19 protein-coding genes are annotated in these 15,354 nt (G+C 43.3%); all 19 read right to left on the reverse strand.

What is annotated here, in order from left to right:
* Positions 1-9: 9 nt before the first annotated feature.
* Positions 10-750, reverse strand: a complete 741-nt coding sequence (locus FRY98_RS14025; protein ID WP_148452898.1) for a crotonobetainyl-CoA--carnitine CoA-transferase — start codon at positions 748-750, stop codon at positions 10-12.
* Position 751: 1 nt separating this feature from the next.
* Positions 752-1,648, reverse strand: a complete 897-nt coding sequence (locus tag FRY98_RS14030) for a class I SAM-dependent methyltransferase (RefSeq protein ID WP_148452900.1) — start codon at positions 1,646-1,648, stop codon at positions 752-754.
* 32 nt (positions 1,649-1,680) lie between these two features.
* Entirely contained in the window at positions 1,681-2,694 is a 1,014-nt protein-coding gene (locus FRY98_RS14035; protein WP_148452902.1) for a UDP-N-acetylglucosamine 4,6-dehydratase family protein, read from the reverse strand.
* On the reverse strand, positions 2,678-4,558 hold the full coding sequence (locus FRY98_RS14040) for a motility associated factor glycosyltransferase family protein (protein ID WP_148452905.1): 1,881 nt from the start codon (positions 4,556-4,558) through the stop codon (positions 2,678-2,680). The genes FRY98_RS14035 and FRY98_RS14040 overlap by 17 nt, the downstream gene beginning before the upstream one ends.
* The gene (locus FRY98_RS14045; RefSeq protein WP_148452907.1) at positions 4,555-5,145 is read right to left on the reverse strand and encodes a hypothetical protein; all 591 of its coding nucleotides are present in this window, start codon (positions 5,143-5,145) and stop codon (positions 4,555-4,557) included. The genes FRY98_RS14040 and FRY98_RS14045 overlap by 4 nt, the downstream gene beginning before the upstream one ends.
* 115 nt (positions 5,146-5,260) lie before the next feature.
* Positions 5,261-6,079, reverse strand: coding sequence for a flagellin N-terminal helical domain-containing protein (locus tag FRY98_RS14050; RefSeq protein WP_148452909.1), 819 nt, complete (start codon positions 6,077-6,079; stop codon positions 5,261-5,263).
* A gap of 102 nt (positions 6,080-6,181) precedes the next feature.
* Positions 6,182-6,601, reverse strand: a complete 420-nt coding sequence (locus tag FRY98_RS14055) for a hypothetical protein (protein WP_148452911.1) — start codon at positions 6,599-6,601, stop codon at positions 6,182-6,184.
* On the reverse strand, positions 6,588-6,980 hold the full coding sequence (fliS, locus tag FRY98_RS14060; protein ID WP_148452913.1) for a flagellar export chaperone FliS: 393 nt from the start codon (positions 6,978-6,980) through the stop codon (positions 6,588-6,590). The genes FRY98_RS14055 and fliS overlap by 14 nt, the downstream gene beginning before the upstream one ends.
* Positions 6,981-6,995: 15 nt before the next feature.
* Entirely contained in the window at positions 6,996-8,501 is a 1,506-nt protein-coding gene (gene fliD / locus FRY98_RS14065) for a flagellar filament capping protein FliD (RefSeq protein ID WP_170287092.1), read from the reverse strand.
* A 21-nt stretch (positions 8,502-8,522) separates the two neighbouring features.
* Positions 8,523-8,891, reverse strand: coding sequence for a flagellar protein FlaG (locus tag FRY98_RS14070; protein ID WP_148452917.1), 369 nt, complete (start codon positions 8,889-8,891; stop codon positions 8,523-8,525).
* Between the two features lie 27 nt (positions 8,892-8,918).
* A complete protein-coding gene (gene csrA / locus FRY98_RS14075) occupies positions 8,919-9,158 on the reverse strand; it encodes a carbon storage regulator CsrA (protein ID WP_148452919.1) in 240 nt (79 codons plus the stop codon).
* The gene (gene fliW / locus FRY98_RS14080; protein WP_225039316.1) at positions 9,159-9,554 is read right to left on the reverse strand and encodes a flagellar assembly protein FliW; all 396 of its coding nucleotides are present in this window, start codon (positions 9,552-9,554) and stop codon (positions 9,159-9,161) included. It abuts the gene before it with no gap.
* Between the two features lie 26 nt (positions 9,555-9,580).
* Entirely contained in the window at positions 9,581-9,979 is a 399-nt protein-coding gene (locus FRY98_RS14085; protein ID WP_148452923.1) for a DUF6470 family protein, read from the reverse strand.
* A 30-nt stretch (positions 9,980-10,009) separates the two neighbouring features.
* Complete coding sequence (flgL, locus tag FRY98_RS14090; protein ID WP_148452925.1) at positions 10,010-10,897, reverse strand: flagellar hook-associated protein FlgL; 888 nt, start codon at positions 10,895-10,897, stop codon at positions 10,010-10,012.
* Positions 10,898-10,938: 41 nt separating this feature from the next.
* The gene (gene flgK, locus FRY98_RS14095; RefSeq protein ID WP_148452927.1) at positions 10,939-12,510 is read right to left on the reverse strand and encodes a flagellar hook-associated protein FlgK; all 1,572 of its coding nucleotides are present in this window, start codon (positions 12,508-12,510) and stop codon (positions 10,939-10,941) included.
* A gap of 30 nt (positions 12,511-12,540) precedes the next feature.
* Positions 12,541-13,041: a flagellar protein FlgN gene (locus tag FRY98_RS14100; protein WP_148452929.1), complete on the reverse strand. Its 501-nt coding sequence runs from the start codon at positions 13,039-13,041 to the stop codon at positions 12,541-12,543.
* 12 nt (positions 13,042-13,053) lie between these two features.
* Entirely contained in the window at positions 13,054-13,338 is a 285-nt protein-coding gene (gene flgM / locus FRY98_RS14105; RefSeq protein WP_148452931.1) for a flagellar biosynthesis anti-sigma factor FlgM, read from the reverse strand.
* A 128-nt stretch (positions 13,339-13,466) separates the two neighbouring features.
* Positions 13,467-13,889: a TIGR03826 family flagellar region protein gene (locus FRY98_RS14110; protein WP_148452933.1), complete on the reverse strand. Its 423-nt coding sequence runs from the start codon at positions 13,887-13,889 to the stop codon at positions 13,467-13,469.
* A gap of 406 nt (positions 13,890-14,295) precedes the next feature.
* The gene (locus FRY98_RS14115) at positions 14,296-15,354 is read right to left on the reverse strand and encodes a ComF family protein (protein ID WP_225039317.1); all 1,059 of its coding nucleotides are present in this window, start codon (positions 15,352-15,354) and stop codon (positions 14,296-14,298) included.

Genomic DNA, 15,354 nt, shown 5'->3' on the forward strand with positions numbered 1-15,354 from the left:
ATTCATCCTTTAAGTTATTACTATATATGAACATAATGGATTAAGAGGACTGCGTTGAATAGCAAATGTATTTAATCCAATAACCTCTTTTAGAGCCTGGGTTTCCCCCGGGAATTTTGAGTAATTAAGTTCATCAAATGCTAGGATCGTTCCCTTAGTAGTGTGCTCCATAATAGCCTCGAGACAATCACGTGTTGGTTTATACAAATCAAAATCAAAATAAGCAAGTGAAATAATTGTTTCGGGATGCTCCTTCAAATATTTACTCACTGTCTCGGAAGCATCACCTTTTATTAATTCATATTTCTTGATATGCGACAAAGGACTTTCCATCTCATGAAAATTCAAGATTTCCTCTAATTGTAGTTCATAGTTATCAGAAACGGAATAATCCCCCGCTTTTACATACCCTCCATCTTCTGGCCCAACATCGATAAAGCCGCTAAAGGTATCGAAACCGACAATTTTTCTATTATAATTATAAGGTTCATAAATACCTCTGAATGATTCATACAAAGCCAAGTTCTGACCCCAACGCACTCCAAATTCCATAATAACTCCATGGACATTGATAATCTTCTTATATAGGTCATGAATATATAATATTCTTGATAAGCTTGGTCTTCTTAAGTATAAACCTAAATTATCAAGCAACTCGGAGTCTGGTATATCTGAATTTCTTAGCCTTTTCGCAACCTCGATTCTACGTTCAATTTCATCATTTTTTGCGTTTCCTATTGTTTTACTCATTTTATACCGCCTTCTCGCTTCTTTTGAAAAAGCCCGTAATCTGCCTACCAATTCCCATTTCTGCATACAATCTATAGAGTTTGTTGGTTTTTTCAATGGAGATATTATGAAGCAAATTCTCTACCTTTAATCTAGCATTATGCGATTCCTTACCAACTTCTGGTTTTATTTTGTAATTTGAATAAGAATTAAATAAATCAAAGTCTATAGCATAGTCAGAGATCATATCAACGCAAGTTAGACCTGCAGTTTTGCATAACTCAATTAATCCATCATTATTAAAGTAAGATATGTGGTCAGGACTTACAATCCAAAATGGTTCTTTTACGTTTCCATTCGAGAGCAGTTCTTTTTGAACCACTGAAAAATCATTTGGCACTTCTATAACCAAGAGTCCCTCATTGGATAATAATGCAAGACAATATTCTAACATGCCCAAGGGATCAATCAGATGCTCCAATACATTATCCAGCCACAAAACGTCATATCTTTGCCCTTCACTCCCTAATCTCTTCAATGATTGAATAGGATCTCCCTCATCAAGGAATTTGAGCATTTCAGGATTATGAGTTTTACATCCATGGACTGAATGATCTAATCCCTTTACGTTCCAGCCGCGCTTCTGAAAGAAGCTAAGCCCCCAACCTTCTCCACACCCAATATCTAAAAAACGCTTGTTGGTAGCGTCCAATATCCCCTGCTCAATTAAAATATGATATTTTTGTTCGAGTTTGTTATTGAAATATATAATTTCCTCATTACTGTACGACCTCGAATAAGTGCTTTTCGATTCTTGATAGTATTTATTTTTGTAATAATCTTGTAGTTCCGTTTCTGATGGTTTATCACTTAATTCAAAAAAACCATATATATTTTTAAGTACTTTATCGTTTAACATAAGTAACCCCTTTTGTGCCGCTCAGTTTGATATCAGTCTAGTAGATTATGATCTCTCAGGAGCTCATTTAATTCATTAGCGCTAATAGGTTGTAAACCATGGGAACTGTAACTTTTTTTCGTACTTGGACTTGCTCCTGAATAATTTTGAGGTGTGAGAAAAGAATTTCTTATAATAAACATATCACTGGTTTCAAGAGCCCCAGTAGATTCCTCCTCAGTCATTAATTCTTCATACATTTTCTCGCCAGGCCGAAAACCTATTTCCTCAATTTTAATGCTATCCGGATCAATTCCTAACGTTGTGGAATAATTCCGAATAATAACTTCTGCCAAGTCTATAAGTTTTACGACCGGCATCTTTAACACAAACGTTTCTCCACCTTGTGCAATTTGCATTGCTTTCATGGTAAGTTCCGTAGCTTGCCTCAGTGTCATCATAAACCGGGTCATATCTCTACAGGTTACCGTAATCTTACGAGACGTTTTGATCTGCTGCTTGAATAAGGGAATTACTGAGCCTCTCGAACCCATTACATTACCGAATCGGACAGCTGCAAAAACGGTTTTCTTGGACCCTGCGTGATATTGAGCGGCAGTAATTAACCTTTCCGCCATCAACTTCGAAGCACCGTAAGTGTTAGTAGGGGAAATTGCTTTATCGGTACTAGTAAAGACAACTCTCTCAACTTCGCAGGCCAGGGCGGCCTGAATTACATTCTGAGTGCCAATGATATTTGTCTGGACTGCTTCAAACGGGTTATATTCACAAGCAGGCACATGCTTCATGGCTGCAGTATGAAATACAAAGTCTATGTCCTGCATGGCTCTTTCCAGTCGGTTATAATCCCGAACATCACCGATAAGATATCGAATGTTGGTAAACTCTTTATACTCTTGCTGGAGTAAAAACTGCTTATATTCATCTCTACTAAAAACTCGAACAACCTGAGGGTGATCAGCCAAAATACTATTTAGTAAGCTTTGGCCAATTGTTCCTGTGCCGCCAACGATTATTATTTTTTTACCACTAAAAAATCCTGTCATCTCGTTCCCCCAAGTTGTTTAAGCGTTTTTTTTCCAAACGAGCTATAGCATTTTCCAAAATTACAATCAAGTGTGGAGTAAATTCGATAATCTTGGTTAAAAGGCTCCCTAAATGCTTAACAATCAACGCCGACTTTTTATAAGGATCCTGTGTTTCTACAATTGTCGGAACGTATCTTAGATAAATATTAATGTATTGTTCTAGGGAAAAAGAATAAAATGTCTTAAATACCTCTTTATTAGTGATCCATTTCCAACTATCGTTTACTTTCAGTAGAGCCCGATTTAAATCCTTGGAATTCCCCCTTTTGCTGCTTAATTTATCTATTGCTTCTTTCAATTCAATTATTTTTTTACTAATCTTATTGGTTTCTTTAAGACTCTGATTGAGCTTGTTTATAATCTTAGTAGTTTCAACTAGATAATTTGGGTTAGACTGATTCGCTTCAAAAATATTGTCGTAATTTTTTGACGGAAGCTCAAGTAGTTCCTTATAAAGTTTATCCATCGACTCCCACAAAGTTCCTTCGATCTTTGCACCATGCTTAGAAGTGTTGATGATGTTAACTTCATCCAAGTTAACTACTTTAATCAACATTTCTATATCTTTTAAGGTGGAGAGCATACTTTCTGTTGTGGGATTTTGATCTCCGTCAACATTGTCCACCCATAATTGGGCTGACTGTAAAACTATATCTTTGGTTTCTTGTGAAATATGATTAACCCCAGGACTGTAAAATTCTTTTTTAGGATATGATAAATCTTGCCCCATTAATATTATTTCTTTGGCACCAACGTACTTGGCAACCTGTATAGCAGTTCCCGTTACTGACATCGTGGATACGAAAACAGGGACATCTTTATCCTCATATAAATAAGAGCTTAATTTATTATTGAACATACCATACATCATGTTAGTCCTATAAATATCTAAAATTCCATAATGAATCTGAGATATAAAAAGTAGTGGAACTTGAGTAGTATCCACATTTTCAAATACTTTGTAATTCGGTAGCCCACCGTCTATTGATATGACTAAATGAGGCTTAATTCCGTAATGCTGTAATGCTTGTATACTTGATCCTGCGGCTATAATAAAACACTTATCTCTTAGTTCAGACAAATAGTGGATATCTTCTTTTAGCGAAGGTCCGGACCCAACAATTATTACTTTGCAATCTTCGAATGCGTTTTTTAAAAAGGAAGCAGTTGGATAAGCTAAAGTATATGGTAAACTAAATAACACGTTCTCCAACCATGCGGTTTGAAAGCTTTGTAACGTATGAAAGTTTGTAATTTGATTAGCAAAGGCTTCTTTGATATGCCCGGTTAGTTCCTCCAAAAAGGTTGCATATAACTTTTGATACACGGGAGGGGCTAATACTAAGAATGACTCACTCACATTTTCTGAAATATGGTAAGCAAGCTGTAGCCTGATAAACTCATCAGCCCCCACAGCAATAGCCTTTATTTTTTTGTTTGAAAACAACTTGGTAATGTCTCTGGATTCTATTAATTTACGAAAAATTTGTCTGTCGGGTTCATAAATAACAATATTATTAATATGGGACAATGCCAAAACAGCCTCTAAGAAATAACCCATCCCCATACCAAATAGAAGAATAAAATTAGCCTCTTTTAATTCTCTTTTCGAAGCTAGCCATTTCCTTGCTTCTTCTGTTGCATTGTATTTACTATGGAGGTGTATATCTTTCCCTTCCTGTTTTACGATCAGATTCACTTCATCATTTAAAGTCTTCGTGTACTTATAACCAATTCTTTGTTCTTCTTCCTCATTTAATAACGGTAGCAAATCAGGGTAGCTTTGCTTAAAGAACTTAATGTTGTTTTCGAATACATTCATGTTTGTTCCCTCTTTGCTGTTCTCAATTGAAACCTTTGGAGATTTTGGGCTAGCTCGTACTGTAATATATCTCCTACCGAGACATAATCTTGATTATTCATACTTTGCTCAAGTTCACCCAAAGCTTTTTCGAGTATTTCTACTACCGAAAGATAATCAGGCACGCTGCTTCCCAATCTTAAATATAGCGTACGTTCAAACTGCAATGCCTGCATGATCCATTCCAAGCCTTGAATAACTTCTGAAAACTTTTGCCACACTTCTTCGTTTACATCCCCATAAAAAGAATCCGAGATCTCATTTACTGCCGGAATAAAATTAACTAAATAATTATTGAGGGAGATTTCCGTATCATCTATACTTTCCAAAAGGGATATTGTATTAATATCAATCTTCTCTATTATATTAATATTGTTAACAATGAACTGTTCATAGCTGCTATAAAGTTTTTGTCCGTCCACCTCCACATAATGAATCAATCTATCTCCACTGTAAATCTCAGCGGTTTCTTGCCTCCACCATTTGTCCAGTTCTTCTATTGAAGGGTTTAAAGTCGCCTTTTTATTACCATCAACATAAAAAATCAATGTAATCACCTTCTTCTAAGTATACTAATTATATCGGCGTAGTTTAAACTTTTCTGTATAGAAAAAATAAAAGGACCCCCGTTGAAGGGGATCCTTTATTTTACAAATCACTTTATTATCCGAGCAATTTAAGCACTGCTTGTGGTGCAGAGTTAGCTTGAGCCAACATTGCTGTACCAGCTTGAACCAAGATTTGGTTCTTCGTGAATGCTGTCATTTCTGTAGCCATATCAGCATCCTTAATACGAGAGTTAGCAGCAGAAAGGTTCTCGGAAGTTACACCCAAGCTGTTGATGGTGTGTTCCAAACGGTTTTGGTAAGCACCAAGAGCGGCACGGTTAGTCGAAACTGTGGAAATGGCAGACTTGATAAGCGCCAATGCAGATTTCGCACCAGTTTGTGTATCAAGCTTAATGTCCTTAATTCCCAGAGCGCTTGCACCGTTCGCAGACAAAGTTACATCCAGTGTTTCAGCTTTAGTTACGCCGATTTGGAAAGAAACTTTAGCGCTACCGCTTTTCAGCAAGCTGACACCGTTGAAATTGGAGTTGTCCGTAATTCTGTTGATTTCATTAAGCAATTCTTTAACTTCCGCGTCAAGATTCTTCCGGTCTTCTGATTGATAAGTACCGTTCGCAGATTGGTTAGCCAGCGTGTTCAAACGTTGCAGCATGGAGTGAACTTCAGTCAAGTCACCTTCAGCCGTTTGCAAAAGGGAGATACCGTCTTGAGCATTACGCTGAGCTTGGTTCAAACCATTGATTTGATAAATCATTTTTTCGGAAATTGCAAGACCGGCAGCATCGTCAGCAGCGCGGTTGATGCGGTAGCCGGAAGCCAGCTTTTCCATCGTTTTACTCATTTGAGTGTTGTTGAAGTTCAGGTTGCGGTTAGCGTTAATTGCGCCAACGTTAGTGTTGATAAACATTCCCATCGTAATCATCCTCCATGATTGGTTTGTATTGGCTACATCCTTGTGGCCTATTATTTATATCGGCAGAAGAAACTAATTATTTAGGTCTTTAGAAGAGTTTTTTTAATTTTTTTCATCAAAATAAAATGAAACAGGTGTTTTGCGGGCTCCACCATAATAAGCGTTCATCAGGGTTCGCTGATCCCTGATATTTTGAAAGTCGCCCCCTAAACTCTCCTTGTAGGCTGTCAACTTTTGTTGTAGCAGACTCATATTTTCGATGCACTCTTGCATAATCTCTACCAGTTCCGAGTCTTGAATACCCATTTCCGGTGCCATTTCATCCAGTTTCTTCTGTATCTCATTAATATCTGACGAAGTACTCTCCCACTGGTCCTGTAATTCCAGGAACTCGGCAGGGAGTTCCTCTTCACTTCTTAACCGGTCAAACAGGCCAAGCTGTGCTCTGGAGCATTGCAGCAGCTTGCCATACAGACTTTTTCGTTCCACCAACAGTGAAGTCACCGACTCAAGATTGTCCAAGTGTGCCTCCTTTTCCAATCTGGTCCCAAGCCTCTCTTAGCTCGTTCAGCAGACCTATAATTTCCTCAATAAAATCAACACGTTTTTTTATATTCGCGTCAATTAGCTTGTTTATCATATAAAAGTATAATTGACGCAAATTTCGTGCAATTTCCCCTCCCTCTTTCATGTTAAGAGAAGAGATCAGCTCATAGATGATATCCTGGGTCTTCTGGATATAAGTATTTGTATCCACGATATTATTTTGCTGAATAGCTGCCTTGGCCTGACCAGCAAATTGGATGGCCCCATTGTAAAGCATTAATGTTAACCTATGAGGGGAAGCCGTCTGGTATTTATTCTTCTGATACGCTTGGTAACCTGCTGTGTTAAAAGCCACTAGCTCCAACTCCCATTAATTGGATGATGAAGATTTAGTCAGAGATGCTACCTGACCCTTAATCCACGTCAATTGATTATTTAAACCTGACATCACTTTTTCCAAGTTCACAAATTTACTTTCCAGTGTCGCTTGTCTCTTTTTTAATCTCAGATCCATATTGTCCAATTGTTCTGTCATAAATTTTATATCGGATTCGTACGCGGTAATTCGTGACGCCATATAGCCGTCGGTACTCCGGGTCCAGGGGGTGAGATTATTTTCGAAAATGGCACCTATCCCATCAACTGCATCCCCTTTAGTTGTACTAGCCGTGAACATCTTTTGAACGGCTTCCGGATTCTCGGCCAGCTTACTCTTAAACAATTCGGTATCAAACTTAATTTCACCAGTCATTAACGCAGCAGTTTTAACGCCCTTATCCACTTCCAGCCCAATATCGCTTAGCAGTTTAAAACCTTGGACATCCCCTACAATGCTGTCCATCCAAGAACCAAGCTCATTACGGAGTGTTCTTAAAGTTGAATCGCCTTGTAAGGTTAGTGTTAAGGACCCGTCACTATTCTTACTGGATTTAGGTGTGTTTGCTTTTATTGTCTTAATAATATCATTATAGGCATCCACAAATGCTTGCACTTTGCTTACGATCTTATCCGTGTCTTGGCTGACCTTGACCGTTGACTCTCCCGTAGCGGTCAATTGCATCGTTACACCCGGGATTGCATCCTTAACCGAATTGGATGCACTGCTTACGGAAACCCCGTTAATTTTCAATTGCGCATCGCTGGCTGCTTGGATATGTGCATCAGCCGCATCGAATCCTAGCGCCGATTTCACGGAGCTAGACATAAAAATAACAGGATGATCCCCCGTCGGCTGCAAAACCTGTTTTCTATCTTCAGGAGTCAATGTACTCCAATTCGTGATAGGCTCCATAAAGTTGATTTCATGAGCAACACCGGTTTCTTTAGAGGTAAGGACCAACCGTTTTTCAGTAGAGGAAGTTTGCACAATCGAAGCAGAAACTCCGGATTTGGTGTTATTATTGATGCTTTTAGCCAAATTATTAAGTACTTCGTCAATATTAGCACCTGTCAATTCAATTTCCGCAATTTCCGAATCCGACACTTTCAATTGAATTTTCTGACCAACTAAGCCGCTAATATCAGCATTCTGTTGCATTACTTTACTTTGATAGACCCCTTGTTTAGCTAGATCAGTCACATTAATGGCATAGCTGCCTGCCAAAGCTGACTCACCCGCAGTTACCGTCATTTTTGTAGCATCCGATACCGTGGCATTGTTTACCGAAAAACTGCCGACTAGTTTCAAATCCGCCGCAGCATCCTTAAACTTAGTTAACTTAGTTCTCAGATTGTCAAAAACGCCCTTATAAGCTGTCGTGATTTCCTTCTTTTCTTCGAGCCTGTTATAAGGAATTCTCTCCGCTTTCATAACCGCATCAATGTATTCTTTCGAGTTAAATCCCGAGGCCAAGCCGGGAAACGTAACTGTTGGCATAAGTACCATCCTTTCTGTGATTTAAATTTTCTTATCGAAAAACATTCCTATCATTTCCTTCATTTTCACAGACAGTTCAATTAAAAACTCCGGAGGGAGACTGGTCAGGACCTCCTTCGTCCTCGAATCGATGATTTCCACATACAATTCTTCGGCTTCATCGCTGTATTTAAACTTTAGCTCTTTACCGGTCGACGCAATCGATTCGTTTAATTTTTTGGCTTGCTTTTCAAGTTCTTCTTGCTGCTCTTTTAAAAACTTTTGCGCTTTCAGCTCATTGATGTTAGCACTGTTGTCTGACAGGGACGGAGCGTTTTTTTTGATTCCGAGTTCCACTGATCTTACGGTGTCCGAAATATTACCATCCACGCGATTCATGTTGATATTCATCCAAACCCACCTGCCTTAAAAATGAATTTACATTTTAAAATTTTTCAGCAGGTTCAGGATTTGCTCTTGTTGTAATTGATTTGTGTGCTCCTTAGCTGCCAAATTCTCGGCAACGATACCTTCGTATAATTCTTGCCTTAAAATCTGTACATCCTTGGGAGCCAAAAACCCCAGCTTAATCTGATCCCCTTCGATCCCCAAAATTTGCACTTGAATATCACTGCCGATCATCACCGTCTCGCCGACTTTTCGTCTCAGCACCAACATTTAGGCTTCCCCCTTCGGTACCAACGGATGACGGACCGGAAGCTCCTGATCCTTGATAATATATTGACATCCTTTCTGGGAATGCGGAGAGAGGAGTATCGGAGCCATCAGGTTAACATAGAGCTCGTCCTGATTGATGTTCACAATTAACATAACCCCGACATCTTCCGGTGATATCAGTTCAAGGAACCCGATGGTCTCATCGGTGATGCGGAAGCTATAATCCTCCACAGCTTCGTGCGATGGCAGCAAAATAAAGCTGACTTCTTCTTCAAGCGCGTGCAGAACGAAAAAAGGAGTGCCTTCCATCGGAAGCAGGGCATACTGCCGGATATCGGGAATTCCCAGAATTCCCGATTCAAACAGATAGATCTGGCTGTCTTCAACTTCAAGCATTCCATATGCCTCACTATGCAATTTTTTCATTTTGGAAGGGCCCCTCTCGGATCAATCGAAATTTCGGGTGGATAGATACGAAAATCTATCACAACGCCCTGGTGAGGAATGGCCTCAACCGTCACTTCCTTTTGGCCGTTGCGCATGTAACGGTCATGAGCGATTCGTCCGAAGACATTTTTCTCCCCGGCGGCTATATTCATCATCCGGTCACCTTCTTGCGCCTTAATAGCTACATTTTGAATCGCCTGGGTACGGGCTTGTTGTTCCAGTTCTTTGCCTAATGTCATCGGTCGCTTTAATTCCAGATCGTTAAATACGCTTGTCCAATCCGTCTCCATTTCGGCCGATTTCATCCGAATATTTAATTCAGCTGGGCGATAAGCTCCCCAATCACTTGACAGCATAGGTTGAATCCCTGGCATATTTCCTCCTTCGCTTTGCAGCCTCACCAATTATCTCAGGAAGTCAACAAGCGAGGTCTGCATAATTCTTGCTCCCGTTGAAAGAGCGGCCTGCAGTACCGTCTCCTTGGACTTTAGATCAATAATCGCGGTAGGAACATCTACATCGGCCACATGCGCACGCTGCTCTTTCAAACTGACTTGATCATCGGAAATCCGATTCTCCATCAGCTCAAACCGATTCATCCGGGCCCCGATTTCCGCCCAGCTTACCGATAAACGGTCCGCCGATGCGTCAATCTTCTCTAATGCAGCACTTATACCAGTACGGTTATCCGTATCAAGAGCAGTAGCAAGATCATCCAACACTTTAAATACGTTGTCCGTCCCGGCAGCTCCGAATACAACTTCACCCGTTATACTAACCGGCACCTTTACGGAAGGACTCACATTCAGGTAAAACAATCCCGGATCCGTGTTTTCGCCGGCTGCTCCAGCAGCTGTGTATGGCGCCTGATCCGTTTTCTGTCCATTAAACAGGTATCTTCCGTTATAGGTACTGTTACCGATCGTCACCATCTGTTCTTTCAATTGCTTAATTTCAGCGGCAATGGTTTGTCTCTGTTCAAGAGCATAAGTTCCGTTAGCCGCTTGCATGGTCAACGTACGCGCACGTTTCAAAACATCCGAAGCCTGCTGCAGCAAGGAATCCATCGTTTTCAGGATTTCCGAACCCGTCTTGGCATTCGTCAGAAACTCCTCGCTCCGCGCAAGGTCCGTGTCATAACGCATTTGATATCCCGTGCCGATCGGATCGTCACTCGGTTTGCTGATTTTTTGACCGGTAGCCAACTGCTGCTGCCCCGTGGTCATGGACGTATTAATGTTGCGTAAGTTTTTCAAAAGCTGAATATTTTGCATCATGCCTGTTACGCGCATGGATGAACCTCCTTCATAAAGCTAGTCAGCTAACTTTGATTTTATAACCCTACCCGTCCCATCTGATTGATTACCCGATCCAGCATTTCGTCGACGGTGGTCATATTCCGGGCGGCCGCATTATACGCTTGCTGAAAACGAATCATATCCGCCAGTTCCTCATCCATGGAAACCCCGCTCACGGATTGACGCTGCATTTGCAAATTGTCGGTCATCGTTTGTTCGTTCTGATGGTTCCGTTCCGTATTGCTGGCCCGAATCCCGAGATCGGCCGTCAACGCGCGGAAATAATCATCCGTCGATCCCTGGGACATGGAGGTAAGCGCATCTGGGAAAGTAAAGATCGCGTCTCGCATACTCGCCAATGCGTTGGCCACGTCGCTGTTCCCGCGAATAACTTTGTTTACGCCGTTCACGGTCTCATACTGCGAGGATGCGGCAATTTTATTCGTGTCCGCCAGAATTTCCGGATTCACTTGAATGCTGTCGATTGTAAAATTGCCGCTAGCGGACGTAAAGAAAGGAATGCCGGAGGTCGTCGGTTCCGTTAAGGTATATCCCAATTGATGCAGTCCATTAAAACCTTTAACCATGACATCCATGGAAGACGTAATCTTTGACCCGGCCGGAATAGATTGGCCCGCAGGGATGACGCCCAATCCATCCACCGTCACATCGTTTAAGGCCACCATATTATTCGTAGTAATATAACCGTTACTCAAGGTCACCTTAACTTCGCCCGTTACCATAGTGCCCACCAAACCGTTCAACTGGTTGCGGATCAGATCGGTTTCTTGAAGGGACCGTGTGTATCCGTGAAGTTGCCCAGCGGTAGCCGTGGCGGCGTTCGCCGCAGTCAGAGGCGTAACGTTCTCGCCTTCCAATACATTCGCACCGGCGGAGATGATACTAACCATACCATTCTCGTCCTCGACATACTGGACATCTACAATCGTCGACAGCTTATCCAGCAGCAAATCGCGCTGGTCCCGATAGTCGTTGGCGTTATCGCCGAAGCTCTCGTTGTCGCGGATCAGCACATTCAATCTTGCGATATTTTCAACGATATTGTTGGCTTCCATTACCTTCTTATCGATGTTGTTGTTCAAGTCATTCGTCAGGTTGGTTAAAGCCTCGCTGATATGTTTCAACGTGTCCACCATGTTGCTGGCCGCACCGGCTACAGCCACACGCGCGCTGAGCAAGGAAGGATCCCGGTTCAATGTTTCCCACGAATTCCAAAAATCGTCCATCACCGCGCTAAGCCCGCTGCCCGATGGTTCGTTCAAGATATTCTGGATGGCGGTCATACTGGCGTTCTGGATTTCCCAGGAACCCAGCAACTGATTCTCGCGCCGAAATTGGGTATCCAGGAAGCTGTCCCGAATCCGCGTAATGCTCGTATACTCGACACCGGTTCCCAATTGTCCGGGCTGCTGGCTCTTCGTCATCCCCATCGCCCAGATCGGGTTGGCCTCTCTCAGGTTCACCCGCTGCCGCGTGTATCCCTCAGTGTTGGCATTGGCGATATTATGCCCCAGCGTTTGCATTGATACGGTATTTACAAACAGAGCGCGCTTGCTCGTTTCGATGCCATGAAAAGTGGAGGTCATCTGCAGTTCTCCTTTAACGTTTCGTAATAATTATGCTCTCGTGTCAAACATACTTCTCGTTGCAGGCTTTCTGTCCTGGCCCTGAGGAGGGGAGTAAGTCGCTCCATCGTCCTCTCCCCCGATCATCAGGTTCAAAGAAAAATCGATGAAGGACAGCGATTGTGTGATCAAATCCTGATTCAAAGCGTTCGCGTGCTTCAATTCCACCAAGCGCTTCCCTAATCTCACTCTTGCCTCATCCAGTGCCCGCTTCTCTTCGGGGTCGAACACCAGTCGGAGAATTTCCGAAATCGTCAGTTCAAGCCGCGATTTAATGCCCTTGGATTGCAAAAATTCCTGCGCCGCGGCCAAAAGCTCCTTCTCGCTCTCTTCAATAACTTTGACCAACTTCGACTCCCTCGACAGGGTCCCCACCAGTTCTTCGTAGTTCCGGTTCAGGATGGATTGTTTCTTCTGCTCCATAATTTCCAGCAACTTGACATGGAGCTCATCCATTTGGGTGAGACCATCGATTAATTTTTGAACTTCCATAGCCGCCCCCTATTATTTATCGGTAAAAGACTTGAAGTACGGAACGAGCTTCTCCGCCAGCTTACCGGCGTCCACATGATAGGTTCCCGAGGAAACCTGGGATTTCAGTTCGGCGATCCGCTCCGCGCGAGCGGAGTCCTGAACGTTGCCCTGAGCTTTGAGCATCTCCATTCCTTCCGTGGAGATCGATACCTCGTCCTTGCGGCGGGTCTTATTGTCAGCGTCTTTTCGATACGTATCCACTTGCCGTTGATAATTATTTATGGCACCAAGCCGTCCGGTCTCATTGATTTTCATAAGGGCTCCACCTTTCTTTCCAAATAAAAAAGCCGATAATCTTTACTAAGTTTATCGGCGTGGATTGAATCATATTTAATAGCGAACCGTTGGATTATAAAGAATATTATGCCAAACTTTCGGGGTTTTTATCTCGAAGGACCACGGAATTTGTCGATAACGCCGTAAGCTCCGCCGGTTTTATTCCCCTCTTCACCGGCTTTCCTTTCTTCCCGGGCAGCGGCCGTCAAATCCCGGGTAAGCCGTCCCCGGCACCCATCGCACATATTGCCTTCACGAATAAGCACACCGCAAACTTCACAGGGATACATCATATTCGGATTATTGGCGATGGAAATCCGACCTTCTTTAATAAATTTCGTAATCTGCCGAACCGAAACTTCCGTAGCGTCGGAAACCTCCTGAATCGTCGCGGTCTTCTCCTGGCGCAGGTATTCAAGACACTTCTCGTATTCCTTCTCGATGTCCTTAATGCAAACCGGACAGATATCTTTAAAATTCTTGGCAAACAGCCTTCCGCAGCGCGGACAATTTTCTACATTTAGAGCCATTCGACCGTTCGTCCTTTCAATATTACGTTATGCTGTTAGATTACCTTATTTAGGGAAGTTCGTCCATGGGTTTTAAAAATATTCCCATTTTCTCGGGTCTCGTGCTCCATTAGTCAGCCTTGGTAACCTGAATTCCTGCATATGTGCATGTTTTTTTTCTGTTTGGAACAATATTTTCAAAATTCCTGCAATTCTGCAGGAATTTTCGACGAAATCGGTTCGTTTCTCTAAAATCGCCAGAAATGCCTGCAGATTTGCATCTTTTTTCCGAATCCCCCCGGGACCAGCCTAAAATACCTGCAGATTTACATCTTTTTGGATTTGGAAAAATCAGAAAGTGCGCCAGGCCTCTTGTTCTCAGTGGGTTAAATACGATTTATCTCCTACTACGATATCTGAAGGGACACTAGGATCTCGCCCAAGTAAGACAATACACTTCCGCCGTACGCCCCCAGTATTCACATAATTCGCGGAGCAGCCCCGCACAGGTATCCACCGTACTCCCGGTAGTATAGACATCGTCTACCAACAGCAGCCGGACCGGCCTTGCTTCGGAGGTTTCAGCGATCATAGCGTCATGCCATGAAAAAACGGACCGTGGAAAAGTTTTGGCGACAGAGCGGTAAAGCGCCGGTTGGAGCAAATCCCATGCGTTGTCCGCGGGGCAAAAGATGCCCTGCAGGTCGCGCAGACGCTGCCAGCGGCTTTTGAAGCTCTGCTTCTCGGTGTGACGGATGCGCTCAAGCAGAGGGAGCAGCGGAGAACCGAGGATGGCGGACGCCTCTAACGCCAGCGTTCTCGCCTGATTAAACCCGCGCTCCATCAGCCGGTCCTCGCTGACCGGCACAAAGGTAACGGCGTCGAAGCGGAAGCGGCTTGTCCCGCCGTTTTTTTCGCTTAACTCCCGAAGCATCCGCTGCGCGGCAAATCCGGCCATGCGCGCGAGAACAGGGCCCAGCGCCTCGTTGCCTCTGAACTTATACTGGGCAAGCCATTCCCGCATCGTGGCATTGTAAGCGACCGCGCTGCGGTTCAGCACAAAATTCCGCGCCGGGACCCCTTCACGGGTACAATCCGGACAGCCTACCGGGCGGCCGCAGGCCGCGCATTTCAAGTTCCTGATCCAAGGGATGGAGGCGTAGCAGGAGGAGCAAATCTCCGGATAGCCTTTTTCGCTGCCCGAGATCATTTTGCCGCAGGTCAGACAGGGAAGGCCGGGAGGAGCGAGCAAATTATGCAATGGAGACAGCACCGCCTCCTTGGCCATGCTCCAGTTGATGCCGGCATAGGATACGGAAGACGCTTCATTTACCAGCCCCGGCCGTCCCTCACCACGTCCCCAATTGTTCAACTGCTCGGACAACACCCCCGCGTTTTTTCCGCATTCCTTAACGGGCCATACCCGATGATTTCTAAGCCGGGTAAGACGTTGCATCTCCTTACAGGCACAAGACGTATCTTTCAT

This window comes from Paenibacillus faecis, assembly GCF_008084145.1.
GTDB classification, from domain to species: domain Bacteria; phylum Bacillota; class Bacilli; order Paenibacillales; family Paenibacillaceae; genus Fontibacillus; species Fontibacillus faecis.

What these genes read in the sequence shown, in the direction of transcription:
- FRY98_RS14025 (WP_148452898.1), bottom strand. Translation starts at nt 750, where the DNA reads ATGAGTAAAACAATAGGAAACGCAAAAAATGATGAAATTGAACGTAGA.
- FRY98_RS14030 (WP_148452900.1), bottom strand. Translation starts at nt 1,648, where the DNA reads ATGTTAAACGATAAAGTACTTAAAAATATATATGGTTTTTTTGAATTA.
- FRY98_RS14035 (WP_148452902.1), bottom strand. Translation starts at nt 2,694, where the DNA reads ATGACAGGATTTTTTAGTGGTAAAAAAATAATAATCGTTGGCGGCACA.
- FRY98_RS14040 (WP_148452905.1), bottom strand. Translation starts at nt 4,558, where the DNA reads ATGAATGTATTCGAAAACAACATTAAGTTCTTTAAGCAAAGCTACCCT.
- FRY98_RS14050 (WP_148452909.1), bottom strand. Translation starts at nt 6,079, where the DNA reads ATGGGAATGTTTATCAACACTAACGTTGGCGCAATTAACGCTAACCGC.
- fliD (WP_170287092.1), bottom strand. Translation starts at nt 8,501, where the DNA reads ATGCCAACAGTTACGTTTCCCGGCTTGGCCTCGGGATTTAACTCGAAA.
- FRY98_RS14070 (WP_148452917.1), bottom strand. Translation starts at nt 8,891, where the DNA reads ATGAATATCAACATGAATCGCGTGGATGGTAATATTTCGGACACCGTA.
- csrA (WP_148452919.1), bottom strand. Translation starts at nt 9,158, where the DNA reads ATGTTGGTGCTGAGACGAAAAGTCGGCGAGACGGTGATGATCGGCAGT.
- fliW (WP_225039316.1), bottom strand. Translation starts at nt 9,554, where the DNA reads ATGCTTGAAGTTGAAGACAGCCAGATCTATCTGTTTGAATCGGGAATT.
- FRY98_RS14085 (WP_148452923.1), bottom strand. Translation starts at nt 9,979, where the DNA reads ATGCCAGGGATTCAACCTATGCTGTCAAGTGATTGGGGAGCTTATCGC.
- flgL (WP_148452925.1), bottom strand. Translation starts at nt 10,897, where the DNA reads ATGCGCGTAACAGGCATGATGCAAAATATTCAGCTTTTGAAAAACTTA.
- flgK (WP_148452927.1), bottom strand. Translation starts at nt 12,510, where the DNA reads ATGACCTCCACTTTTCATGGCATCGAAACGAGCAAGCGCGCTCTGTTT.
- FRY98_RS14100 (WP_148452929.1), bottom strand. Translation starts at nt 13,041, where the DNA reads ATGGAAGTTCAAAAATTAATCGATGGTCTCACCCAAATGGATGAGCTC.
- flgM (WP_148452931.1), bottom strand. Translation starts at nt 13,338, where the DNA reads ATGAAAATCAATGAGACCGGACGGCTTGGTGCCATAAATAATTATCAA.
- FRY98_RS14110 (WP_148452933.1), bottom strand. Translation starts at nt 13,889, where the DNA reads ATGGCTCTAAATGTAGAAAATTGTCCGCGCTGCGGAAGGCTGTTTGCC.
- FRY98_RS14115 (WP_225039317.1), bottom strand. Translation starts at nt 15,354, where the DNA reads ATGAAAGATACGTCTTGTGCCTGTAAGGAGATGCAACGTCTTACCCGG.